Annotated in this window: 21 protein-coding genes; 9 read left to right on the forward strand and 12 right to left on the reverse strand. The window is 68.1% G+C overall.

Annotated features, from left to right (window positions below; all coding sequences use genetic code 11):
• Position 1: 1 nt before the first annotated feature.
• Complete coding sequence (locus NX778_RS02290) at positions 2 to 832, forward strand: metallophosphoesterase (RefSeq protein WP_258810057.1); 831 nt, start codon at positions 2 to 4, stop codon at positions 830 to 832.
• A 1-nt stretch (position 833) separates the two neighbouring features.
• Here NX778_RS02290 and NX778_RS02295 read toward each other — a convergent pair whose 3' ends face one another.
• From NX778_RS02295 to NX778_RS02315, 5 genes are read right to left on the reverse strand one after another with little or no spacing between them, the layout of a single operon-like run.
• Entirely contained in the window at positions 834 to 2960 is a 2127-nt protein-coding gene (locus NX778_RS02295) for a gluconolaconase (protein ID WP_258810058.1), read from the reverse strand.
• A 57-nt stretch (positions 2961 to 3017) separates the two neighbouring features.
• Positions 3018 to 4466, reverse strand: a complete 1449-nt coding sequence (locus NX778_RS02300; RefSeq protein ID WP_258810059.1) for an efflux transporter outer membrane subunit — start codon at positions 4464 to 4466, stop codon at positions 3018 to 3020.
• Between the two features lie 11 nt (positions 4467 to 4477).
• Positions 4478 to 5617: an ABC transporter permease gene (locus tag NX778_RS02305; protein WP_258810060.1), complete on the reverse strand. Its 1140-nt coding sequence runs from the start codon at positions 5615 to 5617 to the stop codon at positions 4478 to 4480.
• A complete protein-coding gene (locus NX778_RS02310; protein ID WP_258810061.1) occupies positions 5610 to 6554 on the reverse strand; it encodes an ABC transporter ATP-binding protein in 945 nt (314 codons plus the stop codon). The genes NX778_RS02305 and NX778_RS02310 overlap by 8 nt, the downstream gene beginning before the upstream one ends.
• Positions 6551 to 7495 carry an HlyD family secretion protein gene (locus NX778_RS02315; protein WP_370661300.1) on the reverse strand — a complete coding sequence of 315 codons (945 nt, stop codon included), beginning with the start codon at positions 7493 to 7495 and terminating at the stop codon, positions 6551 to 6553. The genes NX778_RS02310 and NX778_RS02315 overlap by 4 nt, the downstream gene beginning before the upstream one ends.
• Before the next feature lie 149 nt (positions 7496 to 7644).
• On the opposite strand from NX778_RS02315, the gene NX778_RS02320 reads away from it, so the two are divergent.
• On the forward strand, positions 7645 to 8205 hold the full coding sequence (locus tag NX778_RS02320) for a DUF488 domain-containing protein (protein WP_258810062.1): 561 nt from the start codon (positions 7645 to 7647) through the stop codon (positions 8203 to 8205).
• Here the strand turns inward: NX778_RS02320 and NX778_RS02325 are convergent.
• Positions 8150 to 8560: a hemerythrin domain-containing protein gene (locus NX778_RS02325; protein WP_258810063.1), complete on the reverse strand. Its 411-nt coding sequence runs from the start codon at positions 8558 to 8560 to the stop codon at positions 8150 to 8152. The genes NX778_RS02320 and NX778_RS02325 overlap by 56 nt on opposite strands.
• Before the next feature lie 74 nt (positions 8561 to 8634).
• A complete protein-coding gene (locus NX778_RS02330; protein ID WP_258810064.1) occupies positions 8635 to 9108 on the reverse strand; it encodes a universal stress protein in 474 nt (157 codons plus the stop codon).
• Between the two features lie 157 nt (positions 9109 to 9265).
• On the opposite strand from NX778_RS02330, the gene NX778_RS02335 reads away from it, so the two are divergent.
• A complete protein-coding gene (locus NX778_RS02335) occupies positions 9266 to 9712 on the forward strand; it encodes an Hsp20/alpha crystallin family protein (protein WP_258810065.1) in 447 nt (148 codons plus the stop codon).
• A gap of 81 nt (positions 9713 to 9793) precedes the next feature.
• On the opposite strand, the gene NX778_RS02340 is transcribed toward NX778_RS02335, so the two are convergent.
• The 4 genes from NX778_RS02340 to NX778_RS02355 form a co-directional block, all read right to left on the reverse strand.
• Positions 9794 to 10129: a hypothetical protein gene (locus NX778_RS02340; RefSeq protein ID WP_258810066.1), complete on the reverse strand. Its 336-nt coding sequence runs from the start codon at positions 10127 to 10129 to the stop codon at positions 9794 to 9796.
• Between the two features lie 78 nt (positions 10130 to 10207).
• Positions 10208 to 11425 carry a metal-dependent hydrolase gene (locus NX778_RS02345; RefSeq protein WP_258810067.1) on the reverse strand — a complete coding sequence of 406 codons (1218 nt, stop codon included), beginning with the start codon at positions 11423 to 11425 and terminating at the stop codon, positions 10208 to 10210.
• A gap of 40 nt (positions 11426 to 11465) precedes the next feature.
• Positions 11466 to 12062, reverse strand: a complete 597-nt coding sequence (locus NX778_RS02350; RefSeq protein WP_258810068.1) for a 4'-phosphopantetheinyl transferase family protein — start codon at positions 12060 to 12062, stop codon at positions 11466 to 11468.
• Positions 12062 to 16090 (reverse strand): Pls/PosA family non-ribosomal peptide synthetase, encoded by a 4029-nt coding sequence (locus tag NX778_RS02355; protein ID WP_258810069.1) that lies wholly within the window; start codon positions 16088 to 16090, stop codon positions 12062 to 12064. Before NX778_RS02355 ends, NX778_RS02350 begins: the two co-directional genes overlap by 1 nt.
• 340 nt (positions 16091 to 16430) lie before the next feature.
• Between NX778_RS02355 and hemN the strand changes: the two genes are divergently transcribed.
• Genes hemN through ccoS form a run of 4 tightly spaced genes read left to right on the forward strand, consistent with a single transcriptional unit; the run spans position 16431 to position 21223 of the window.
• Entirely contained in the window at positions 16431 to 17870 is a 1440-nt protein-coding gene (hemN, locus tag NX778_RS02360; protein ID WP_258810070.1) for an oxygen-independent coproporphyrinogen III oxidase, read from the forward strand.
• Entirely contained in the window at positions 17870 to 18622 is a 753-nt protein-coding gene (locus tag NX778_RS02365; RefSeq protein ID WP_258810071.1) for a sulfite exporter TauE/SafE family protein, read from the forward strand. Before hemN ends, NX778_RS02365 begins: the two co-directional genes overlap by 1 nt.
• Positions 18619 to 21072, forward strand: coding sequence for a heavy metal translocating P-type ATPase (locus NX778_RS02370; protein ID WP_258810072.1), 2454 nt, complete (start codon positions 18619 to 18621; stop codon positions 21070 to 21072). The genes NX778_RS02365 and NX778_RS02370 overlap by 4 nt, the downstream gene beginning before the upstream one ends.
• Before the next feature lies 1 nt (position 21073).
• Positions 21074 to 21223, forward strand: coding sequence for a cbb3-type cytochrome oxidase assembly protein CcoS (ccoS, locus tag NX778_RS02375; protein WP_258810073.1), 150 nt, complete (start codon positions 21074 to 21076; stop codon positions 21221 to 21223).
• A gap of 4 nt (positions 21224 to 21227) precedes the next feature.
• On the opposite strand, the gene NX778_RS02380 is transcribed toward ccoS, so the two are convergent.
• Positions 21228 to 21620: a TraR/DksA family transcriptional regulator gene (locus NX778_RS02380; RefSeq protein WP_258810074.1), complete on the reverse strand. Its 393-nt coding sequence runs from the start codon at positions 21618 to 21620 to the stop codon at positions 21228 to 21230.
• Positions 21621 to 21765: 145 nt separating this feature from the next.
• On the opposite strand from NX778_RS02380, the gene ccoN reads away from it, so the two are divergent.
• Positions 21766 to 23226: a cytochrome-c oxidase, cbb3-type subunit I gene (gene ccoN, locus NX778_RS02385; RefSeq protein WP_258810075.1), complete on the forward strand. Its 1461-nt coding sequence runs from the start codon at positions 21766 to 21768 to the stop codon at positions 23224 to 23226.
• Positions 23227 to 23239: 13 nt separating this feature from the next.
• Positions 23240 to 23854, forward strand: a complete 615-nt coding sequence (gene ccoO / locus NX778_RS02390) for a cytochrome-c oxidase, cbb3-type subunit II (RefSeq protein WP_258810076.1) — start codon at positions 23240 to 23242, stop codon at positions 23852 to 23854.

Genomic DNA, 23854 nt, shown 5'->3' on the forward strand with positions numbered 1-23854 from the left:
CATGCGCATTCAGCTTTTCTCGGACCTGCATCTCGAAACCGATCCCGATTTCACGCCCATCGTCGCCGACGGCACCGACGTCGTGGTGCTGGCGGGCGATATCGGCTCCTACCAGCCCGGCTCGCGCCTGCAAGGCGATGACTTTGGCCTCGGACGCTTCGCGCCGGGGCGGCTGGGGACTGCCTGCAAGGTTCTCTACATCCCGGGCAACCACGAATTCGACTCCTTCGAGTACGACGAGGCCTATGCCCGCCTGCGCGGTATTTGCGAACAGCTCGACATCATCTGGCTGGAGCGCGAGGTGCTCGTCATCGATGGCGTGCGCTTCGTCGGCAGTACGCTATGGAGCGATTTCGACGCGCTGGCCAATAACGAGCGCAGCCTGGAAGCGCAGCTGCGGGCGCGTACCAAGGCCTTCCGCGCCGCGAACTTCTACCTCAGCCGCAACACGACCCTGAAGGCCGGCGTGCCGGTATTGGCCGAAGAGATCCGCGAGATGGCGCTGGAAAGCCAGGCCTGGCTGCGCGATGCGCTCGCCACTCCCTTCGACGGCGCCACCGTCGCCGTCACCCATTTCGCGCCAAGCCTGCGCAGCGCCGACCCGCGCTACGGCCTCACACCCGGCACCGCGGGCTTCTGCAATGCGCTGGACGAGCTGTTCCCGCTCGCCGACGTGTGGATGCACGGGCACCTGCACTGCATGAACGATTATGTGGCGGAAGGCGTCGAGGACGGCCGCCCGTGGTCGTGCCGCGTGGTCGCCAACCCGCTCGGCTACGCGCGCAAGGGCGAGCGCGAGGCCTTCCGCGAAGACCTCGTGATCACGGTTTGAATTATTCGATCGTCAGCTTCAGGTCACGGCCAGCTGTCGCGACATTGCCCGCGTAATCCGCGGCATAAATCCGCAGCACGTAATCGCCCGGCGCCATTGCATCGATGCGCCAGCCGCCCGCAGCCGCCTGGCCGTCGTGCAGGGTGTTGGTCACGCCGTACACGAAGCGCGTGCTCTTGCTGCCGTAGACCGTGATGCCGCTGGCGGGCGCATACACGACCTTGACGGCCTCGCGGTCGCGCGGCAGGCGGTTGTAGACCTGGGTGATCAGGGGCTGTTCGAAGCCGGGCAGGGGGCTGCCGTCCGCGCGCAGCACCTGGTAGCCCACCTTGTACAGGCCGAGGCGGCGGCGCGCGAGGTTGCCGTCCATCTGGTCCCAGGCGTCGGCCACGATGTGCACCGTGCCGAGCGTGCGTGCCGCCAGCAGCGGCTTGCCGCGTTTTGCAGGCCGCAGCGGTTTGCCGGCGTCGTCGTACAGCGCCACCTTGTCGATATGCGGCGGAATGTGGTCGGCGACGCCGGTGAAGGGCAGGGCCAGCGGATTGGCTTTCGGCCCGCCGGGGAAGTATTCGAGGTGGACGTGGGACATCGCGTTGACGGTGCCCAGTTCGTCGCCGATGGCGAAGCGGGTGCCGCGCCGCACCCGCACGCGGTCCGGCTTGCCCTTCTCGCCCAGCAGCAGCTCGAAGCGCGGGTCGACCGCGTGGCCCTTGCGGTCGCGGCCCACGCGCATGTGGATGTATGACAGCGCGCCGACGCTGATGCCTTCGCCCAGCTGGCCGAAACCCCAATTGGGGAAAGGGTCGGTAACCTTGGCCGGCGCCACCGCCAGCACCGGCTGGCCGACGTCGGCGCGGATGTCCAGGCCGCCGTGGAAGTGGTCGCGGCTCTCGCCGTCATAACTGCCGCGCACCTCGCCCATCAGGCCCACCACTTCGTGCTCGCCGAACTGCGGGCTGACCGGCCACGGCATCGGGTCCTTGCGCAGCGCTTGCGGTTGCGGCGCTTTTGGCTGGGCGCCGCCGGCCCGCTGGTCCGCCAGCCGCAGTACGCGCATGGCTTGCGCGTCGGCCGCGATCAGGCTGCCGTCGCGCTCCAGGGCCAGGCCGCGCGGCCCGTACAGGCGCACGTCGGCATCCGCGGCTGCCGGATCGGCATCCAGCAGGGCGTGATAGCTGCCGTCCGGGGCGAACTGCAGGATGCGGCCGCCGGTGGCGCAAGCCACGTACAGGTAGCCGTCACGGGCCAGCGCCAGTCCCACCGGTTCATGCAGGATCGGGCGCCGCTCGTCTTCGGGCGCGGTGGCGAAAGTGCTCACCAGGCCATCCTTGCCGATCTTGCGGATTGCGTTGTTGCCGGTGTCGGCCACGTAGATCGTGCCGTCGGCGGCGACCGCGAGCGCGGTGGGGGTGTCGAAGCCGGCGCTGGCGGCGGGACCATCGGCGTTGTCCGGCGCGCCGGCGCCAGCGACCGTGCTGACCGTGCCGTCCGGTGCGATGCGGCGGATGCGGTCGTTGTAGGTATCGGCCACGTAGACGATGCCCGCGCGGTCCACCGCCACCCCGACCGGACCATTGAATTGAGCGGCGGCCCCTTTGCCATCCGCGAAGCCGGGCCTGCCGTTGCCCGCAATCGTGCTCACGGTGCCATCATGCGCGATGCGCCGGACGACGTGGTTGCCGGTATCGGCGACGTACAGGTTGCCGTTGCCGTCCAGCGCCAGGCCCGATGGCGTGTCGAAGGCTGCGCTGACTGCCGGGCCGTCGGCGTAGCCTTCGCGTCCGCCCGCGAGCGTGGACACGGTGCCGTCCGGTGCGATGCGGCGGATGCGGTTGCTGTCGCCGCCATCGGCCACGTACACCGTGCCATCGCGCGCGATGGCGACACCGTAGGGATCGCTGAAGCGGCTCGTGGCCGCCGCGCCATCGGCCGTGCCGGCCAGGCCGTCGCCGGCGACGGTGGACACCCAGGCCCGCCAGTCAGGCTTGGTGTGCTGGCCAAAGGGCCGCAGGACCGCTTGCGGCAGCCCGTGCGGGCGCAGTTCCGGATTGCGTGCGAGGTAGACGCCGATGCCGGAGAGGAGGGCTGCCGCGATTGCGGCGATGGCGATGATGCGGTGCTTTTTCAATGGCGTGGATTCTGTCTGCTTGAACCCGCCAAGCTTACCCGAGCACGCCGCGGGCCGCTAGCGCGCTCCGCTCACCGGTGCGCCTAGTGCCTGGAACAGCGCCGCGCTGTCCAGCAGGCGCTGGGCCTGCGCGCGGGTGCGGTCGAGCGAGGCTTGCAATTCCTGCCGCTCCGCCTCGAGCGCAGCCAGCTCGCTGATCCCGCCGGCCTCGAAACGCTTGCGCGCGATGCCGGATGCCGACGCCGCATCGCGTCTGGCCTGCTCGCGCGCCGCCAGCTCCTCGGCGTCCAGTTCCAGCGCGCGCAGCGCATCGGCGACCTGCTGCAGGCCCTCCAGCACGGTCTGGCGGTAGGCCCAGAACGTGGCGCTGTGCGCCGCTTCGGCTGCGCGCCGCTTCGCCTGCAGCTCGCCGCCGTGGAACAGCGGCTGTGTGAGCCCCGCGCCGAGTGCCCATACCGACGCCATTTCGCTGACCTTCGTCCCCTCGGCGCCGGCGCTGCCGGTGAGGGTAATCTGCGGGAACAGGTTGGCCGTCGCGACGCCGAGATTGGCGTCGGCCTGGTACATCAGCGCCGCCGCTGCGCGGATGTCCGGGCGCCGGCCTGCCAGCCTGGCTGGAATGCTCACCGGGAGTTCGGATGGCAGGGCGATGGCGTCCAGTGCCGGCGTGTCGGGCGCATTTGCCGGCGTGCGGTCGAGCAGCACCGCCAGCAGGTGGCTGGCCTGCGCCAGCTGGGTGCGCAGCGCGGGGATGCTGCTACGCGATTGCTGCAGAAGGATGCGCTGCGCGAGCAGGTCCGATTCCGCGATGCCGCCCGCCGCCAGCCGGCCCTGCGCAATCCGCAGCTGCCGTTCGCGGATCGCCACCATGCGCTCTGACAGGTCGATCTGCGCGGCCAGCGCTGCGTGGCGGATGACGGTGGTGACCACATTGCCGGCCAGCGTGAGCCGGGCTGCTTCCAGCTCGAAGCGCTGGTACTCGGCCTGCTCGGCCAACGCCTGCCGCGCCGCACGGTTGGCGCCGAACAGGTCGAGCGAATACGACACGTTGACCCGTGCGTCGTAGAGTGAGAACGGCGGGATGGTGCGGCTTCCGAGGAAGGAGCCGCCCGCGATCGCGGCAGAGCTGATCTTCTGGCGGCTTGCGTCCAGCGCCAGGTCGGCTCTTGGCCATTCGGTGGCGCCGGCCAGCGCGTTGTAGTTCTCGCGGGCCTGGGCCAAGCGCGCATTGGCCTGCTTCAGCGTCGGGCTGGAACGCAGTGCCTGCTCGACCAGGGCGTCGAGCGCGGGCGAACGGAAAGACTGCCACCACGCTCCGCCCACCGGATCGGCCGCGGTAACGACCTGCGCCGCACCACCAGGACCGCCTGCCTCGACGGTGCGCGATGGCTGCGGCGCCGGCGTGTAGCTTCTGTCTTCGACATGCGCCACGATCTTTGGCCCGGTGAAGGTGAGGCCGCAGCCGCCCAGCGCAAGCATCCCGGCCACCAGCACTATTCGCCTCATCGTTTTCATCCTCAATCCAGCGTGCGCCGGTAGACCCGCACCGCCACCAGCATCACCACCGCCATGAACAGCAGCATCGGCCAGATGCTGGGCCACAGGTCGGCCCAGCCGGCGCCTTTGAGCAGGATGGCGCGTACCAGCCGGTTGAAATGGGTGAGCGGCAGCGTCTCGCCGATCCAGCGCGCCCAGCGCGGCATGCCGGCAAACGGGAACATGAAGCCGGACAGCAGGATGTTCGGCAAAAAGTAGAAGAAGGTGAGCTGCACGCCCTGCAGCTGGTTCTGCGCCAGCGAGGACAGCATGATCCCCACCGCCAGGCTGGCCGCGATGAACAGCAGCGCCGACAGGTATAGCGCGAGCACGCTGCCCACAAACGGCACGCCGAACACGAAGTGCGCGGCCAGCACGATGATGGTGGCCTGCAGCAGGCCAATGGCGACATAGGGCACGATCTTCCCGCTGGTGACTTCCAGCGGCAGCACCGGCGTCGCCAGCAGGTTCTCCATGGTGCCGCGTTCGCGCTCGCGCGTGATCGCGAGGCCCGTCATCATCACCATCGTCATGGTCAGGATCACGCCCATCAGGCCGGGCACCACGTTGTACTGGGTGACCGACTCCGGGTTGTACTGCTTGTGGACCTGGACGTCGAAGGCCGGCGCCGGGGGCGCCGCCATGCCGCCCAGCGGGCCGCGCATATCCTTCTGCAGCACGCCCTGCACCAGCCCGGGCAGGGCCGACAGCGCCGCGCCGACGGCGATCGAATCGGTGGCGTCGGCATCGATCCGCAGCGATGGCCGCTGGCCCTTTACCAGTTCGCGCGTGAAATCGGCGGGAATGTCGAGCACGAACAGCACGTCGCCGCGCGTGAGCGCACGCCGGCCTTCCTCCTGGGACGGCAGGGTCGCCACGATCTCGAAGTAGCCGGAATTGCGCATCGCGGCCACGAAACTGCGCGTGAACTCGCTCTGGTCGGCCGCGATCACGGCGGTGGGCAGGTGCCTGGGGTCGGTATTGATCGCGAAGCCGAACAGCGCCATCTGGATGATCGGGATGCCGATGATCATGGCGAAGGTAATGCGGTCGCGCCGCAGCTGCAGGAATTCCTTCAGCACGATGGCCCACCAGCGCGTGACGGAGAAGCCGTTACGCATGCCCGTTCTCCTTTGGCGCGCGCTTCATCAGGTAGATGAAGGCGTGTTCCAGCGAGGTGCGGATCGGCTCGACCTTCAGCCCGCGCTCCGCCGCCACGCGCTCCAGGGTGGCCTTGAGCGCATCGGCATCGGTGCCGCTGACGTGCACGGCGCTGCCGAAGGCGACGGTCTGCTCGACGCCCGGCTGGCCTAGCAGCTTGTCGGCCAAGCCAGCCAGGCCGGGGCCGGTGAGGCAGAAGGTGGCCAGCTTGAGCGAATTGGTGATCTCGTCCGCCGTGCCCTGCGCCAGCAGCGATCCGGAGGCGATGTAGGCCAGCCGGTGGCAGCGCTCCGCCTCGTCCATGTAGTGGGTGCTGACCAGCACCGAGATGCCGCGCGCCGCCAGCCGGTGCAGCTCTTCCCAGAAGTCGCGCCGCGCGCCGGGATCGACGCCGGCGGTCGGCTCGTCCAGCAGCAGCAATTGCGGTTCGTGCAGCAGGCAGGCGGCCAGGGCGAGGCGCTGCTTCCAGCCGCCGGACAGGGTACCGGCCAGCTGGTCGGCGCGCTGTGCCAGGCCCAGGTCTTCCAGCGATTTCGTGACCACCTGTTCGCGCTCGCGCACCTGGTAGAGACGCGCGACGAAATCGAGGTTTTCGCGGATCGACAGGTCGTCCCAGTACGAAAAGCGCTGCGTCATGTAGCCGACTTCGCGCTTGATCTGCTCGCTCTCGCGCAGGATATCGAAGCCGAGACAGGTGCCGCTGCCGGAATCGGGCGTGAGCAGGCCGCACAACATGCGGATGGTGGTGGTCTTGCCGCTGCCGTTGGGGCCGAGGAAGCCGAAGATCTCGCCGCGCTTGACCTGCAGCGCGACGTCGCGCACCACGTGCTTGTCGCCGAAGTGCTTGTTCAGGCCTCGCACGTCGATCGCCAGCGCGGCCGCCTCCCGGTCGCTCATTGCAGCACCGCCTCCACCGGCTGGCCGGGACGCAGTTTCGGCGCGTCTTCGGGAGCAGGCCGTGCCTCCACCATGAACACCAGCTTGGATCGGGTCGCGTTACTGTAGATGACGGGCGGCGTGTATTCGGACTGGTTCGAGACGAAGCTGATCGTGGCCGGCACCGCGGCCGCGCAGCCGTCGCATCGCACCTGCAGCTTGCGTCCGGGCGCCAGCGCGCCCACCGCTGTTTCGGGCACGAAGAAACGCACCTTGACGTTCGCGGGAGGGAGCATGCGCACCACCGGGCTGCCGGCCGGCACCCACTCGCCGCTGCGGTACAGGGTGTCGTAGACCAGGCCCGCGTCCAGCGCATGCACCTGCTTCTGCGCGAGCTTCCACTGCGCCTGTCCCAGCGCCGCCCTGGCCGCGTCGACCTGGGCCTGCTGCGCGCGCATCTGCTGTTCGCGGCCGGGCAGGCGGGCCACCTGCACCTGCGCCTCCAGCTCGCGCACCCGCGCCTGCGCCGCGCTGGCGGCGGTGCGGGTGTCGTCGAGCTGCGCGCGCGCGATCCCGCCGGCGCGGTACTGGGCTTCGTCGCGCTGGCGCTGGAGCCCGAGGCGTTCGGCCTCGGCGCGCGCCTGCTGGAGCTGGGCCTGGGTCACGTTCACTTCCTGGGGACGGCGGCCGGTGGCCAGGTCTGCGCGCTGGGCCTGCGCGGCCTGCAGCTGCTGCTGGGCCTGGCGCACGGCATCGGCCTCGTTGGCCGATTCGAGTTCGAACAGCAGCGCGTTGGCCGACACCGTCTGCCCGCGCGCCACCGCCAACTTGACCAGCTGGCCCGGCTGGGACGAGGCCATGTAGACGAACTCGCCTTCGACGTAGCCCTGGTAAGTGTTGGCCGGCTCCTTCGCGCATCCCGCCACCAGCAGGATCGCCAGCCAGGCCGCCCGCATCCGCATCTGCCGCCCCTTTCTTGTCATTCTTGCCCAGCGATGGTCGGCCCAATCGCGGGATTAGTCAATCGATAAGTTCTTTTGGGCAGCGTGCGCCAGAAGGCGCCAAGCCGCGCGACAATGGAGCTTGATCACCATTACCGCAGAGGTCACGCGTGGACGACCGGATCGTCTTTACAATCGGCCATTCCAACCGCCCGATCGAGGAATTCATCGGCTTGCTGAAGGAAAACCAGGTCGGCCTGCTGCTGGATATCCGCACCGTGCCGCGCTCGCGCCACAACCCGCAGTTCAACCGCGACACCTTGCCCGATGCGCTGGCCGTCTACGGCATCGCGTACCGCCACATGGCCGGCCTGGGCGGCCTGCGCCACCCGAAGCATGACTCCGCCAACGCCGGCTGGCGCAACACGTCCTTTCGCGGCTACGCGGACTATATGCAAACGCCGGAGTTCGCGGCCAATGTGGACGAGCTCGCGCGGCTGGCGGGCACGGTGCAGTGCGTGCTGATGTGCGCCGAGTCCGTGCCGTGGCGTTGCCACCGCTCAATGGTCGCGGACGCGCTGGTGGTGCGCGGCATCCCTGTCGAGCACATCATGGGGCAGGGCAAGCGCAAGCCGCACACCTTGACGCCCTTTGCCCACGTCGAGGGCCGCCATATCACCTATCCGGCGCCCGCCGAGACGGCGGACAGCGGCCCGGCGGCCCTGTTTTGAGGGGCGGCACGCGGTCGCGCTGGGCGATCAGGAAGCGTCCGAGCAGGCCCAGCGCCTCGCGCGCAAGCGCGGCGTCGCCATCATCGATGCGGTTGGCGGCCTGGTGCAAGGCGGACAGGGCCCGCGCATGGCCTTCCTGCTGCTCGCGCAGGCGATCCTGGTCGATCGCTTCTGTGACCAGTTCCTCCGCGCGGAAGGCGTGCTCGACAGCGGCGACGAGCTGGTTGTAGCAGCCCGGCACGCGCTCGTCGGCGGCATTCGCGAGCGAGGAAATGGTGCGCGCCAGCTCACGCCGGGTGGCGTGCACGGCGGCAAAGGCAAAGCCCAACTGCTGTGATGGTTCGTGCGTTCCCATATCTGACTCCGATCTGGCAACACCTGTACGACATCGGTGCGCAACGCGAGTTCCGTGAATCTCCTTGCCGGTGCTCAGCCCGGCGTCTTCAGCTTGCCAGTGTCCCGGCGCGGCCGCAAGACCATCACCGGAATCGACGAGTAGGCCAGCACATTCTGCGTGACGCTGCCGGCCAGCAGCTTGGACAGGCCGCGCCGGCCGTGCGATGCCATGAAGATCAGGTCGCATCCTTGTTCATTGGCGGTGCGAATGATTTCCTCGTGCGGCACCACGGAGAACACCGTCAGCGCGGTGCAGTTGAGCCCGGCGGCGCGGGCATCGGCCGCCACTTTGTCGGCGTTCTCGCGCGCCATGCCCAGCAGCGTGTCGGCCTCGAAGCCGGTGTCGACCACCATGGCGCCTTCGGCCGCCGGCATCAGCGGGTAGGGCTCGGCGACGGACAGCGCGACGATGTCGGCATGGCAGAGCTTGGCGAAATTGATCGCGGCGGCGGCGGCCTCGTCGGACAGTTCCGAGCCGTCAGTGGGTACCAGAATTTTCTTGTACATAGCTTGCTCCTCGTAAAGCCGCATCCAGTGTGTGCGCGCGAAAACGTAAAGTCTTTGATGCATCTCAAATGCAGCAGTAGCACAAGACACGTGGCATACTATCCAAACCGGGTACGCGTCCCGGTGGACGCGTCCGTTGACCGACAAGGAGACCGACATGGCCAATAAATTGTCCCGTTACGACCCGTTCGGGACCATCACACGCATGGCGCCCATGCGCGCCCTCGACGACTGGTTTCACGAGATGACCCCGCGCTCCCTGCGCGACCTGACGGCCGAACCGATGATCGGCCTGGACATCGCCGAATCGGAACAGGCTTATACGGTGCGCGCGGAAATCCCGGGTGTCAAGAAGGAAGATATCAAGGTCGAGGTGCAGGGCAACCGCGTCACCATTGCGGCCGAGTCGCGCCGCGAATCCGAACAGAAGGAAGGCGAGCGCATCGTACGCAGCGAGCTTTTCTACGGGGAGCAGCACCGCAGCTTCACCCTGGACCAGGACATCGACGAATCCAAGGCCAGCGCCAAATACGTCGATGGCGTGCTTGAACTTAATTTACCGAAGAAGGCTGGCGGTAGCGCCAGCAAGTTGCAAATCAGCTGAACGCTGAACGCGTCGCGCACGCCTGCGCCAGCGCAAACGGCGGCGCGGCGTGCGGCCGATCATGGGGCTGGCGCGGGCGGCTCAGTCCGACGAGCGTTTCTTGTCCGCGTCGGGCAGGGCGTTCTCGCTGCCGCCATTGCGGTCGGCAACGACATTACCTTCGCTGATCTCGCAGCGCGCCGGCTTGTCGTCGGCGCGTTCGGGCCGCGCGCCTTGCTCCAGGCTGGCCTGGCAGGCTTCCGCGCGGGCCTGGGTGGTATTGTTTTCCGCAGATTTCTCGCGTGCGGCTTGCTCGCGCTGCTGGATCAGGACTTTGGACGCGAACGGCGCCGTCAGCACGCCGAGGGGAGACGCGACCGCGCTGGAGCACAGCGGCAGCATGAGCAGGCACGCGGCAGCGGCGAAGCGGACGGTCATGACTTCTCCAAAGGAAATATTGAGTCTTGGATACTACCCCAAAAAAACGAAAAGGGAAGGGGCAACGCGCAAAAAGTGTCAGTGCGCTGCCACACCGAGCACATCAGCGCGCGGATAATCCCAAGGCGGCACGTTGAAGCTGCAGCGCTTCACGGAAGATAGTTGCAATGTTGAAAAATTCGGCGCGCCCGGCGGCCCGAAGCGGAGGTCGGTCGCCCGCTCGCCCTGGAGTGAGGGCGCGCGCGCAAAGCGCAGCCAGGCGTCCACCGCGCAGTCCTGCTGGTGCAGGCTACGCAGGCGCGCCAGCGGCACGGACTGTGTCCATTGCCACGCGATCCCTTCCGATGGGGCGGCGCGGCTGGTCGTGCCGCCGATGGGAGATGGGCAGGCATAGGCCGGCACCAGGCCCGGTAGCAGGCTCAGCAGTCCTCGCCGCAGCACCATTTGCTGTCCGTCATCATCTTGTGCCACCGTGACAAGTGACCAGCAGACCGGATTGGCGGGAAATGCCGACAGCGCCACATCCAGCAAGCGGCCGTCGCCGGCCTGCTGCATGACGAGCGCGCGCGCCTCCCGCTCCGCGACTAGTTGGCCGCCGAGAAACACACCGAGCAGCGCCCATCCTGCGGCCAGTCCGCGCCGGCTGCGCCCGGTCGCCCACGCCTGGACCACGGCCAGCAGCAGTCCTCCCGCCGCCAGCCCCGCCAGCGACCACCACTCGAGGTAGTCGCGCAGCATGAAGCCGGCCAGCACCAGCGCCAGCAAGCCCAGCCACAGCCAGCGCGCGCGCCGCCCGGCAAGCATGGCCAGCGGCACCCCGAACGCAACCCAGAACGCGGGCTCGACGATGAACACGAGGTCGCCATACACCCAGCGGTTGTCGAACGGATAGAAGGGGTGGACGCCGTAGACATTCAGGTAGTCCATGCCAATATGCAAGAGCAAGCCGCCGGCGACGGCCGCCAGCAAGCCGCCGCGCGTCACCGGGCTCGAACGCAACAGCGTCCGCGCGGCCGGCCACAGCAGCCAGATGGCGGCCAGCAGCAGGACGGCCTGGGGCAGGAGCCCGACCAGGGTATGCGTGTGTCCGCGATGCTGCAACAGGTAGCCGAGCGGACGTGGCGCCAGCGGCGTCAGGAGCAGGTCCAGATCGGGGAAATTGCTCGCGGCCCAACACGACACCAGCAGCAAGCGATGCCGCACGCGCGCCCGCAGCGGATCGGTGTCGGCGGGAAGGCTTCGTTCGACGAGTTCGCCGAGCGCGAGCCCGGCCAGGGAATGGCTGATGTTATCCATGCCGCAATCTTACCTGCAGAGCAAGATTGCGGGCCGACGATCAGCTTGCGCCGCCTTCCGGTCCGCGCAGCGCATAGGCCGCGACGACGCCGAAAAAACCCTCCGGCAAAGACAGCGTGTGACAGCGCGCCGGCAGCGCCAGCCCGCTCCATTCGGACAGCTGGCGGCCATGGCATTTGAGGCGCGCCTCCTGCTCGGTCCAGGCGCGCGCCAGCAGCATGGGGCGCTGAGCCGGCGCCGCCATTTCCAGCTGGTCGCGCACATGCGGCGGCAGGTAATCGCGGGCGATGGCGCGCCAGTCCGGCACCTCCTGCACCCGCATCAGGTCGACACCGACCAGGCCGTGCCGGTGGATCGCCGCCACCGACAGCTTGCCATCGTGGCTGATCGAGATGCCCGGCGCGACCAATTGCGGCATGCCCGAAAACGACACTGCCGGCGCACGCCCGGCCGAGAAGTGGACCATGATCTGGGCCACGTCCAGCCCGTACAGCTGCGCGATGGCCTCGCACAGCGCCAGCCGCGTGCGCCGCCGCGCCAGCTGGCGCTCGCCATTGCCCTCGACCCCGATCACGTACAGGCCATCGTCGCGCGGGGCCAGCCGCCCCGGCCACCAGCATACGTCCACAGCATCCATCAGCCCTTCGCCAGTGCGGCCGGCAGCCCGGCCCAGCTGGTCGCTCCAGGAATATGCTCGCCTTTCATCACCAGCGTCAGCGGGCCGAGGCGGGCATTGTCGCCGACCCGAGCGCTGTACAGCACCGCGCTGCGCGGACCAAGGTATACCTTCGCGCCGATCTCGACATGATCGATTTTCATCACGCGGTCCTCGAACAAGTGCGTCTGCGGGCACGACAGCGCCGACAGTTCGCTGTCGTCGCCGATGTTCACGCAGTCGAATTCGGTGATGTCGGTCGTATCCATATAGACTCCGCGTCCGATGCGGCAGCCGAGCAGGCGGAACGCCAGCGGCAGCCACGGCGTGCCGCGCAGGTAGCGCATGAAGTTCGGCACCGCGATCCCTTCATACAGATTGGTCACGCCCTCCGAAAGCCACACGAACGGCGTCCACATCGGCTCCGCGCGCTTGCGGTAGCGGCCCACCAGCAGCCACTTGAGCAGCGCCACCATCAGGTAGTTGCCGATCCCGTAAGCCACCCCGACCAGCGCCAGGTCGCCCACCACCTGCGCCCAGCGGCCGGCGCCGGCCAGCGGCATCAGGTCCAGCACCACGGTATAGCCTACCGCGATCACGACCGCATGGGGTGTCACGATACGACAGGCCTCGACCAGCGCGCGTCCGATCCGGCGCAGCGGCGAGGGCTTGTAGGTCAGGTGTTCCGGATAGCCGCTGACCTGCTCGCGCGCCGGCAGGTGGATCGGCGGCGATCCGAGCCAGGTGTCGCCGCTCTTCATCGCGCCATTGTCCGGCGCATGCGTGTGCACGCCCACCAGCACATGCTCCGGCAGCACCGTGCCGTCCGGGATGTAGCTGCCGTTGCCGACAAAGCTGCGGTGCGAGACCACGGTCGGCTGCATCGTCATCCAGCCGCCGTCGATCTGCTCGTCGCCCAGCATCACCGCGTCCGCGATGAAGGTCTCGTCGCCCAAGGTCAGCATGTCCGGCACCACGCCCAGCGCGGTCGAGATCTCGGCATCGCGCCCGACCTTCGCGCCCAGCAGGCGATACCAGAACGGCGCGAACACGGTCGCGTAGATGCCATGCAGGACATTCAGGCTCGATTCCTGGATATGGCTGACCAGCCACTTGGCGCAATAGGTCTGGCTGTGCACCGGCGAGCGGCCCGGCTCCAGCCGCGGCAGCACGCCCCAGCGGATCGCGGCCGACACCAGCGCCGTCAATACGATCAGCACCGCGCTCGCCGGGAAGGCCAGCAGGAAGTAGCGCGCCAGCTGGTTCGACACCGTCGTCCCCGGCAGCCAGGGCAGCTTGTCCTGGTCGTCAAACCAGTCGATCAGCACGAAGCTGGGGAACACCGGCATGAAGAACAGCGTGGCCACCAGCAGCATGCCGGCGCCGAAGAACAGCGCTTCGTTCACCAGCCGCGCTGTCGATACCCGCGGCCGCGGCGGCAGGCTGGCCGGATCCCATGCGCCGGTGTCGCGCGCGGGCGAGCCGGCCCACACGCGCCCGTCGGGCACTTGCGCACCGTCCGGCAGCGCGGACTGGCCTTCCAGGTGGCCGCCGCGGCCGACCCGCGTGTTGCCTTCCAAAATCGCGTACGAGGCCACGCAGGCTTCGTCGTCGAGCCGGATCGGACCCAGGATCAGGCGACCGCGTTCGACCCGCGCGTTCTCGAAGTTGACCGCATTGCCGACGCTGACGTTGTCGCCGATCGACAGCAGCTCCGGCGCGCGCAGCGTCAGCGAGCCGATCACCACGTCGCGCCCGACCTTGGCGCCCAGCGCGCGCAGCCACCAGTTGTTGAGCGAGGAGCCATTCAGCAGGTAGCTCGGCGCCGACTCGACCAGCCGGTCCGCCAGCCACCAGCGGTAGTACGTCACGCCCCACAGCGGATACGAGCCCGGTTTCAGGCGTCCCGCGATCAGCCACTTGCCCGCGATCGCGACCGCGAATTCCAGCAGCGTCGCCAGCAGGAACACGGCGATCGAGGCCGCGATCGCGCGCTGCACCGAATCGCCCGGGTCGCCGGTCAGGAAGTGATAGGTGAAGAAGGGCGCCAGCCATTGGGCCATGCGCAGCACCACCAGGCCCGGCACCGCGGCCAGTTGGGCCAGGCCGCACAGCCAGCGCCTGCTGGCCGGCGGCGGCGTCCATTCTTCCTGCACGCTGGCGCTGCCAGCCGTTTCGTTGAGCGTGGCCGCGATCAGGCCGATCTTGCGTTGCTGGTAGATGTCGCGCACCGTGATGTGCGCAAAGCGCGGATCGGTGCGCAGGCGCGACGCCAGCCGCGCCGCGAAAAAGGAGTGGCCACCGAGGTCGCTGAAGAAGTCGGCCTCGCGCCGCACCGGCTGGCCCGGGAACAGTTCGGCCAGCGCCGCGAACAGCGCTTCTTCCGCCGGCGTCTCCGGCACATCCGATTCGGCGGCATCGAGCAGCGAGGGCGCCGACAGCGGCATCGCCTTGAGCGCCTTGCGGTCGATCTTCCCGGAAGTCAGGCGCGGCATTTCGGCCAGCTGCTCGAAGCGGCTCGGCACCATATAGGGCGGCAGGCGTTCGGCCAGCGCGTGGCGCAGCGTCGCGGCGGCCAGTTCCTCGTCCCTTGCGCCGGCCTTCGGCACCAGGTAGGCCACCAGCCGGTCGATGCCGTCGTCGCGCCGCAGCAGCACCGCGGTGGTGCCGACGCCGGCCTGCTGCGCCAGCACCGCCTCGATCTCGCCCAGCTCCACGCGAAAGCCGCGGATCTTGACCTGGTCGTCGGTGCGGCCCAGGCACACCACTTCGCCGTCATCGAGGATGCGCGCGAGGTCGCCGGTGCGGTACAGGCGCGCGTCGTGCTCGCCGCTGGCCCAGGGATTGGGCAGGAATTTTTCGGCGGTGAGGTCGGGCCGGCCGAGGTAGCCGGCGGCCAGTCCCGGCCCGGTGATGCACAGCTCACCAGTTTCGCCCAGCGGCAGCAGCGTGAGCTGGCCCGCTTCGCCGCCGGCCGCGATCACCAGCAGGCCGTAGTTCGGCAGCGGCCGGCCGATCGTCACCGGCCGCCCCGGCACCAGGCGCGCCAGGCTGGCCGACACCGTCGCCTCAGTCGGCCCGTAAGTGTTGAACATCTGGCGGCCGGGCTTGGAGTAGCGTTCGACCAGGCTCTCCGGGCACATCTCGCCGCCCAGGTTAATCAGGCGCAGCGAGGGCACGTCCTGCGCGAACAGGGCCAGCAGGGTCGGCACCGCATGCAGCACCGTGACCCGGTTCTCGTCGAGCAGGCGTGGCAGCGCTTCCGGGTCGCCGGCCGCCTCGCGCGGGCCGATCCACAAGGTGGCGCCGACCAGGTAGGAGATCCAGATCTCCTCGAAGGACATGTCGAAGGCCACTGAGAAGCCCTGGTAGACGCGGTCCTGCCGGCGCACGCCCAGCACTTCGTTTTCGCTGCGGAGGAAGTGGCAGATGCTGCCCTGACTGATCAGGATGCCCTTCGGCTTGCCGGTCGAGCCGGAAGTGTAGATGACGTAGGCCGCCGCATCGGGCGGCACGTGGCCGCGCCGGCGCGGGGCGGCCCCTGCGGGCAGCGGATCGAGCATGTCCTCCGCCTTGAACATGGGCTGGGCGATGCCTTGCAGTTGCGGCGCCAGCCCGGCGCTGGTCACCACGCCCTTGGCCTGCGCGTCGTCCATACAGACCAGCAGGCGCTCGACCGGCGTGTCGGCATCCACCGGCAGCCATGCCGCGCCTGCCTTGGCGATCGCGGCCTGCATGACCAGCAGGTCGATCCCGCGCGGCATCCACAGGCCGACGATGTCGTTCGGCCCGATGCCGGCATCGAGCAGGCGCGCGGCGCCCAGGCTGGCGAGGCGGTCCAGTTCCGCGTAGCTCACCTGGCGCTCGGCTTCGACCAGGGCCAGCTGGTCCGGGAAGCGGGCGGCGGTCGCCTCCAGCAGGTCAGCGAGGATTTCGTCGCGCAGCAGTTCGGGTTGGTCGGGGCCGTACAGGATGTCGGCGTGCCGCGCTTGAATGGAAAAATCGTTCATCGGCGGCGAGGGAAACGTTGAGACAGACACATCCGTGGAAGGGTACAACATTTCGTCCTGGGAAACGGGACGGGCACGGACTTTTTCATCAATTAACATTATTCGGGGGCAAGGACGGGCAGGACAGGCCCCAGAACGTTTCTGACCCGGAAGAGGTGCACCGGTCCCGTCAAAAAAAGACGATACCGTCGCGTTGTTGCCAAATTGATCTCGAATAAGGGCCTGTCACGATTCTGTCAGTTTTGATGCAGGTCAAGGATTTTGCTGACCCGCATCAATAGACTGGGTGCATTAAGTTGAGCCGCGCTTTGCGGCCCTCAACCACCGGAGTCTCCAGAACATGCGCTCAAACGTCATCCCGCTCACCCCCGCCGCGCCGCCGCCGGCGGCGACGCAATCGGTCGAATTCGACGCCGAGCTGCTCGGCCGCCTGGCCAAGTCCGGGCCACGCTACACCTCGTACCCGACCGCCGACCGCTTCACCGATTCCTTCGCCTACCGCGACTACCTGCAGGCGGTGGCCGCCGTGCGCACCCGCGGCGCGGCCAAGCCGCTGTCGCTCTACCTGCACATCCCGTTTTGCGACGTGGTCTGCTACTACTGCGCCTGCAACAAGATCGTCACCAAGAACCGCGAGAAGGCCGCCACCTACCTCGGCTACCTGAAGCGCGAGGTCGGCATGCAGGGCCTGCTTTTCTCGGGCATCAACGAGGTCGAGCAGCTGCACTTCGGCGGCGGCACGCCGACCTACCTGTCGGATGAGCAGATGGGCGAGCTGATGGACCACCTGCACCGCGTGTTCCGCTTCGCGCCCGACAGCGCCGGCGAATATTCGATCGAAGTCGATCCGCGCACGGTGTCGCCGGAGCGCATCCACACCTTGCGCCGCCAGGGCTTCAACCGCATCAGCCTCGGGGTGCAGGACTTCGACCCGGACGTGCAGAAGGCGGTCAACCGCATCCAGCCCGAGGCCGAGACCCGCGCCATCATCGATGCCTCGCGCGCGGCCGGCTTCCGCTCGGTCAGCGTGGACCTGATCTACGGCCTGCCGCTGCAGACCGCGACGACCATGGCGCAGACCCTCGACAAGGTCATCGCGGCCAACCCGGACCGCATCGCGGTCTACCACTACGCGCACATGCCGCACCTGTTCAAGCCGCAGCGCCGCATCAACGAGGCCGACCTGCCCAGCAGCGACACCAAGCTGGCCATGCTCTCGCTGTGCATCGAGCGCCTGGCCGGCGCCGGCTACGTCTACATCGGCATGGACCATTTCGCCAAGCCGACCGACGACCTCGCGGTGGCGCAGCAGCAGGGCCGCCTGCACCGCAACTTCCAGGGCTATTCGACCCACGCCGACACCGACCTGGTGTCCTGCGGCGTGTCGGCCATCAGCGCGGTCGGCGCCACCTACAGCCAGAACGTCAAGACGCTCGACGCCTACTACGATGCGCTCGACCGCAACGAGCTGCCGGTGTCGCGCGGCATCCGCCTGTCGATGGACGACGCGCTGCGCCGCTCGCTGATCCAGAAGCTGATGTGCCAGTTCGAAGTGTCGATCCCCGCGCTCGAACAGGCTTTCCCCATCGTGTTCAGCAAATACTTCGCCTCCGAGCTGGAGCAGTTGCGCGAGATGGAAGCCGACGGACTGGTCACCATCAGCCCGGAATGGATCTCGGTGTCGATGAAGGGCCGCCTCCTGATCCGCAACGTGGCCATGGTGTTCGACCGCTACCTCGCTGCGCGCGCCGCCGGCCCGCGCCATTCGCAGACCATCTGATGCTCGCCGCCGGCCTGTTCCCGCTGTTCGTGGTCGGCCTGCTCGGCAGCGTCCACTGCGCCGCCATGTGCGGCGGGATCGTGAGCGCGCTCTCGCTGGCGCCCGCGCGCGCCAGCGCGTTCCCGGTGCCGGTGCGCACCGTCACCGCGCCGCCGGCGGTCCTGTCCAGCGTCATCGCCTATAACGCCGGGCGCATCGGCAGCTACACGCTGGCCGGCGCGCTTGCCGGTGGCGCGGCCGCCGGCGCGCGCAGCCTGGCCGGGCTGCCGGCGCTGCAGGCCGGCGGCTACTGGATGGCCAACCTGATGCTGGTCGCGCTCGGCCTCTACCTGATGGACGCATGGCGCGGCCTGGCCTGGCTGGAGCAGGGCGGCCGCGGCCTGTGGCGCCACGTGCAGCCGCTGCTGCGCCGCGTCGGCCCGCCCGACACGCCGGCCAAGATGGCCAGTGCCGGTTTCCTGTGGGGCTGGCTGCCGTGCGGGATGGTCTACAGCGCGCTGGTCACCGCGATGCTGAGCGGTTCGGCGGCATCGGGTGCGGCCCTGATGCTGGCCTTCGGCCTTGGCACGTTGCCGATGCTGCTCACGCTTGGCGTGGCCGGCGCCCAGCTGCGCGCGTTCACGGCGCGGCGTCCGGTGCGCATCGGCGCCGGCCTGCTGGTGCTTGGCTTCGGCCTGCTCGGCATCGCGCGCGCTGCCGGCGGCCTGCCGCAAAGCTGGCTGCACACGCTGTGCATCGGAGGATCGGCATGAACGCGGTGCCGCAGCCTGCCGCCTGTTTCCATTGCGGACTGCCAGTCCCGCCGGGCAGCCGCTGGGACGCGCATATCGGCGGCGCCGTGCGCCCGATGTGCTGCCCCGGCTGCGCCGCCGCCGCCCAGGCCATCGCCGATGGCGGCCTCGCCGATTACTACAGCACCCGCACCGAATATGCTCCGCGCGCCGACGATGCCGGCGCCGATGCGCCCGAGCTGGCGCTGTACGACCAGGATCCGGACGTGGGCGACGGCGTGTTCTCGGTCGAGGGCATCCGCTGCGCGGCCTGCGTCTGGCTGATCGAACGCCGGCTGGAGCGCCTGCCCGGCGTGCGCGAGGCTGCGCTGAACGTCGCCACCGAGCGCCTGCGCGTGAGCTGGGAGCCCGGACAGTGCCGCCCCAGCGACATCGTGCGCACCTTGCGCGCCATCGGCTACGGGGCCTTTCCCTACGACGCGCAGCAGCACGGCGAGCAGCTCGATCGCGCCCGCAAGAAGCTGTTCCGCCAGCTCTTCATCGCCGGCCTGGCGATGATGCAGGTGATGATGTACGCCTTCCCGGTCTACATCGCGACCGACGGCACGATGGATGACCATATGCGCGCGCTGATGCACTGGGCCTCGCTGGCGCTGACCGTGCCGGCGGTGCTGTACTCGGCGCAGCCCTTCTTCCGCGGCGCCTGGGCTGACCTCAAGCGCGGCATGCCAGGCATGGACGTGCCGGTGGCGCTGGGCATCGGCGCCGCCTTCATCGGCAGCGTGGCGTCGCTGCTGCGCGGAACGGGCGAGGTGTATTTCGACTCGATCACGATGTTCATCTTCCTGCTGCTGGCCAGCCGCTACTACGAGCTGGGCGCGCGCCGCAAGGCCGCACGCGGACTGGAAGGCTTGCAGCGCGCGCTGCCCGCGGCGAGCCAGCGCATGCCAGGCTATCCATCCAGTCGTGCGACGGAACTGGTCGCGGTGGCGGCGCTGCGGCCCGGCGACCACGTGCTGGTCGCGCCGGGCCAGGCGGTGCCGGCCGATGGCGTGATCGTCGAAGGCGCGACCGAAGCCGACCTGTCGCTGCTCACCGGCGAGACCCGCACCCAGCGCCGCGCGGTGGGCGACGAGCTGCCCGGCGGCGCCGTCAATGCGGCGCAGGCTGTGATCCTGCGGGTGACGGCCGCTTCGCGCGACAGCACGCTGGCGTTGCTGGTGCGCCTGGTCGAACGGGCGGGGCAGGGCAAGCCGGCGCTGGCGCTGTGGGCCGACCGCATCGCGGCGTGGTTCGTGGCCGGGCTGCTGGTGCTCACCGTTGCCGTGTTCCTGGCCTGGCATGTCATCGATCCCTCGCGCGCGTGGTCGGCGGCGATTGCGGTGCTGGTGGTGTCCTGCCCTTGCGCGCTGTCGCTGGCTACGCCGACGGCGCTGGCTGCGGCCACCGATCGCCTGCTGCGCCGGGGCGCGCTCGCGGTGCAGCCGCATGTGCTGGAGACGCTGGCGCGGGCGACGCATATTGTGTTCGATAAGACCGGCACGCTGACCATGGGGAGGCCGCAGCTGCGCGCCGCCACGGCGCTGGACGGTGTCGACGAGCAGGAGTGCCTGCGGATCGCGGCGGCGCTGGAGGCGGCGAATGAGCATCCGATTGCGCTGGCGCTGCGGGCGGCGGCGCCCGTGCATGCGGTCGCCCATGACTTGCGTTACGTTGTGGGTGAAGGGATCGAGGGCGTCGTAGACGGCATTAAGTATCGGCTCGGCAGTGAACATTTCGTCACCGCTGTCGCTGGTTCCACCGTCGTTCCCGCGCAGGCGGGAACCCATAGACCGCGTGACGGGATGCTCAGCATGGGTCCCCGCCTGCGCGGGGACGACGGGGTGAGTTGTGTTTGGCTTGGTTCGCAGTGCGGCTGGCTGGCGCGCTTTGAACTCGCTGACAGCGCACGCCCCGAGGCGCACGATATCATCGGGCGCTTCAAGGAAGCCGGCAAGACAGTCGTACTGTTAAGCGGGGACGAACCCCAGGCCGTGCAGGCCATCGCCCGCGAACTCGGCATCGACGAAGCCCTGGGTGGCCAGCTCCCGCAGGACAAGCTGGATTACGTGCGCAAGCTGCAAGCGCAAGGCGCCGTGGTCGCCATGGTCGGCGACGGCATCAACGACGCCGCCGTCCTGCGCGGCGCCGATGTCTCGTTCGCGATGGGGGGCGGCGCCGCGCTGGCCCAGCTCAATGCCGATTGCGTGCTGCTCGGCGACGGCCTCGCTCCGCTGGCCGATGCCGCCGACACCGCGCTCCGCACCCTGAAGGTGATCCGCCAGAACCTGGGCTGGGCCACCGTGTACAACCTGGCTGCGATCCCCGCCGCGGCCTTCGGCCTGCTCAATCCCTGGCTGTCCGGCGTCGGCATGGCCGCCAGTTCTGCGCTGGTGGTCGCCAACGCCCTGCGGCTCAGGAAGGGAAATTGAAATGGAATCGCTTTACCTGCTCATCCCGCTCAGCCTGATCATGGTCGGCGTGGCGATCTGGATCTTCTTCGGCGCGGCCGACAGCGGCCAGTTCGACGACCTTGAAGGCCCCGCACTGCGCATCCTGCGCGACGACGACAAGGCGCCCTGAGCGATCAGATTTGCGGTGGCGGCCCGTTCACGCGGCGCTGCTCGCGCTCCAGCATCTCCTGGCACGGGATGCAGGTCTGCACGGTCGGCGTGGCCATCAAGCGCTCAGGTGCGATCTCGCGCCCGCATTCGACGCAGATGCCGTAGCCGCCGGTTTCCAGCCGCCCGAGCGCGCCGTCGATCTCGTGCAGCAGCGTGGTCTCGTGGTCGGCGTAGTGTTCCTCGTTATGGCTGATCATCTCGGCCTGCGGCATGTCTTCGTTCTGCGCCGTGTGCGTGGCCGGCGCGATCGATGGCGCCTCGCCGCCGATGCGGTCGGCCACAGCATCCATCACGTCCTTGCGGCTTTGCCTGAGGCGCTGCTCGATCTCTGCGTGCTGCTGGGAGGATATGGGCATGGAAGTCTTCCTGTGATCTTAGGGACCGTTGTCACGATCCTTGTAACCCAAGGGATGTCCTAGATTTTGATTCACATCAAGGATTTTTAGGGTCCGGAAAACTACTCTCTTGATAGTCATCAATGGATCTTTTCAGGAGAGCATCTTGGACAGCAGTCTAAACTATAACTACAAGATCGTGCGCCAGTTTGCGATCGCCACCGTGTTCTGGGGCGTGGTCGGCATGCTGGTGGGCGTCTTCATCGCGGCGCAGCTGGCCTGGCCCGCGCTGAACTTCGATACCCCGTGGCTCACCTACGGCCGCCTGCGCCCGCTGCACACCAATGCGGTGATTTTCGCGTTCGGCATCTGCGGCCTGATGGCCACCTCGTTCTGGGTCGTGCAGCGCACCTGCCAGGTCCGCCTGTTCTCCGACAAACTGTCCTCCTTCGTGTTCTGGGGCTGGCAGCTGGTGATCGTCAGCGCCGCCATCTCGCTGCCGATGGGTTTCACGCGCGGCAAGGAATATGCCGAACTCGAATGGCCGATCGCGCTGCTGATCGCCGTGGTCTGGGTCACCTACGCGGTGGTCTTCTTCGGCACCATCATGAAGCGCAAGGTGCAGCACATCTACGTCGCCAACTGGTTCTTCGGCGGCTTCATCCTGGCCGTCGCCATCCTCCACATCGTCAACGGCATGGTGATGCCGGCATCGTGGATGAAGTCGTACTCGATGTACGCCGGCGTGCAGGATGCGATGGTCCAGTGGTGGTACGGCCATAACGCGGTCGGCTTCATCCTCACCGCCGGCTACCTCGGCATGGTCTACTACTTCATCCCGAAACAGGCCGAGCGCCCGGTGTACTCGTACCGCCTGTCGATCGTGCACTTCTGGGCCCTGATCTTCACCTATATGTGGGCCGGCCCGCACCACCTGCACTACACCGCGCTGCCCGACTGGACCCAGTCGATCGGCATGGTGTTCTCGCTGATCCTGCTGGCGCCGTCGTGGGGCGGCATGATCAACGGGATCATGACCCTGTCGGGCGCATGGTACAAGCTGCGCTCCGACCCGATCCTGAAGTTCCTGATCGTCTCGCTGTCGTTCTACGGCATGGCCACCTTCGAAGGCCCGATGATGTCGATCAAGACCATCAACTCGCTGTCGCACTACACCGACTGGACCATCGCCCACGTCCACGCCGGCGCCCTGGGCTGGGTCGGCTTCATCACGATGGGCTCGATCTACTACCTGATCCCGCGCCTGTCGGGCAAGAAGGAGATGTATTCGGTCGCGCTGATCGACACCCACTTCTGGCTGGCCACCATCGGCATCGTGCTGTACATCGCCTCGATGTGGATTGCCGGCGTGATGCAGGGCCTGATGTGGCGCGCGGTGAACCCGGACGGCACCCTGACCTACACCTTCGTCGAAGGCGTGAAAGCCACCTTCCCGTACTACGTGATCCGTGTCACCGGCGGCGCGATGTACCTGACCGGCATGTGCATCATGGCCTTCAACACCTTCATGACGATGCGCGGCACCGTTTCGGTCGACCAGCCGATCCCGGTCGGCACCGGCCACGCGAAGGCCGCCAATGACGCCGCCGTCGCCAACGCCGCATAAGCAGGAGAGAACAATGAAATTTACCCATGAGTGGATCGAGAAGAACGTCGCCCTGCTGATCGGCATGACGGTGCTGGTGGTGTCGTTCGGCGGCCTGGTCGAGATCGTGCCGCTGTTCTTCCAGCATTCGACCACCGAGCCGGTGGCCGGCCTGAAACCGTATTCGCCGCTGCGCCTGGCCGGCCGCGACATCTACATCCGCGAAGGCTGCTACAACTGCCACTCGCAGATGATCCGCCCGATGCGCGCCGAGACCGAGCGCTATGGCCACTACTCGGTGGCCGGCGAGTTCGTGTACGACCATCCCTTCCAGTGGGGCTCCAAGCGCACCGGCCCGGACCTGGCCCGCGTCGGCGCGCGCTACTCGGACGAGTGGCACAAGACCCACCTGAACAACCCGCGCGACGTGGTGCCGGAATCGAATATGCCGGCCTATCCGTGGCTGTCGCAGAACAAGCTCAATCCGCAGGAGATCGTGCCCAAGATGCGCGCGATGCAGCGCCTGAACGTGCCCTACACCGAGGAAGACGTGAAGAACGCGCCCGCCGAACTGGCGGACAAGACCGAGCAGGACGCGCTGATCGCCTACCTGCAGGGCCTGGGCACCCAGATCAAGACGAGGAACTGA

The organism is Massilia terrae (assembly GCF_024753145.1).
In the GTDB taxonomy this organism is placed as follows: domain Bacteria; phylum Pseudomonadota; class Gammaproteobacteria; order Burkholderiales; family Burkholderiaceae_D; genus Telluria; species Telluria terrae.

Coding starts and splice junctions, on each gene's coding strand:
- NX778_RS02305 (WP_258810060.1), bottom strand. CDS start 5,617: ATGCGTAACGGCTTCTCCGTCACGCGCTGGTGGGCCATCGTGCTGAAG.
- hemN (WP_258810070.1), top strand. CDS start 16,431: ATGCGCTCAAACGTCATCCCGCTCACCCCCGCCGCGCCGCCGCCGGCG.
- ccoO (WP_258810076.1), top strand. CDS start 23,240: ATGAAATTTACCCATGAGTGGATCGAGAAGAACGTCGCCCTGCTGATC.
- NX778_RS02300 (WP_258810059.1), bottom strand. CDS start 4,466: ATGAGGCGAATAGTGCTGGTGGCCGGGATGCTTGCGCTGGGCGGCTGC.
- NX778_RS02345 (WP_258810067.1), bottom strand. CDS start 11,425: ATGGATAACATCAGCCATTCCCTGGCCGGGCTCGCGCTCGGCGAACTC.
- NX778_RS02355 (WP_258810069.1), bottom strand. CDS start 16,090: ATGAACGATTTTTCCATTCAAGCGCGGCACGCCGACATCCTGTACGGC.
- NX778_RS02315 (WP_370661300.1), bottom strand. CDS start 7,495: ATGCGGATGCGGGCGGCCTGGCTGGCGATCCTGCTGGTGGCGGGATGC.
- NX778_RS02370 (WP_258810072.1), top strand. CDS start 18,619: ATGAACGCGGTGCCGCAGCCTGCCGCCTGTTTCCATTGCGGACTGCCA.
- NX778_RS02290 (WP_258810057.1), top strand. CDS start 2: ATGCGCATTCAGCTTTTCTCGGACCTGCATCTCGAAACCGATCCCGAT.
- NX778_RS02350 (WP_258810068.1), bottom strand. CDS start 12,062: ATGGATGCTGTGGACGTATGCTGGTGGCCGGGGCGGCTGGCCCCGCGC.
- NX778_RS02325 (WP_258810063.1), bottom strand. CDS start 8,560: ATGGGAACGCACGAACCATCACAGCAGTTGGGCTTTGCCTTTGCCGCC.
- NX778_RS02330 (WP_258810064.1), bottom strand. CDS start 9,108: ATGTACAAGAAAATTCTGGTACCCACTGACGGCTCGGAACTGTCCGAC.
- NX778_RS02365 (WP_258810071.1), top strand. CDS start 17,870: ATGCTCGCCGCCGGCCTGTTCCCGCTGTTCGTGGTCGGCCTGCTCGGC.
- NX778_RS02310 (WP_258810061.1), bottom strand. CDS start 6,554: ATGAGCGACCGGGAGGCGGCCGCGCTGGCGATCGACGTGCGAGGCCTG.
- NX778_RS02335 (WP_258810065.1), top strand. CDS start 9,266: ATGGCCAATAAATTGTCCCGTTACGACCCGTTCGGGACCATCACACGC.
- NX778_RS02340 (WP_258810066.1), bottom strand. CDS start 10,129: ATGACCGTCCGCTTCGCCGCTGCCGCGTGCCTGCTCATGCTGCCGCTG.
- ccoS (WP_258810073.1), top strand. CDS start 21,074: ATGGAATCGCTTTACCTGCTCATCCCGCTCAGCCTGATCATGGTCGGC.
- NX778_RS02380 (WP_258810074.1), bottom strand. CDS start 21,620: ATGCCCATATCCTCCCAGCAGCACGCAGAGATCGAGCAGCGCCTCAGG.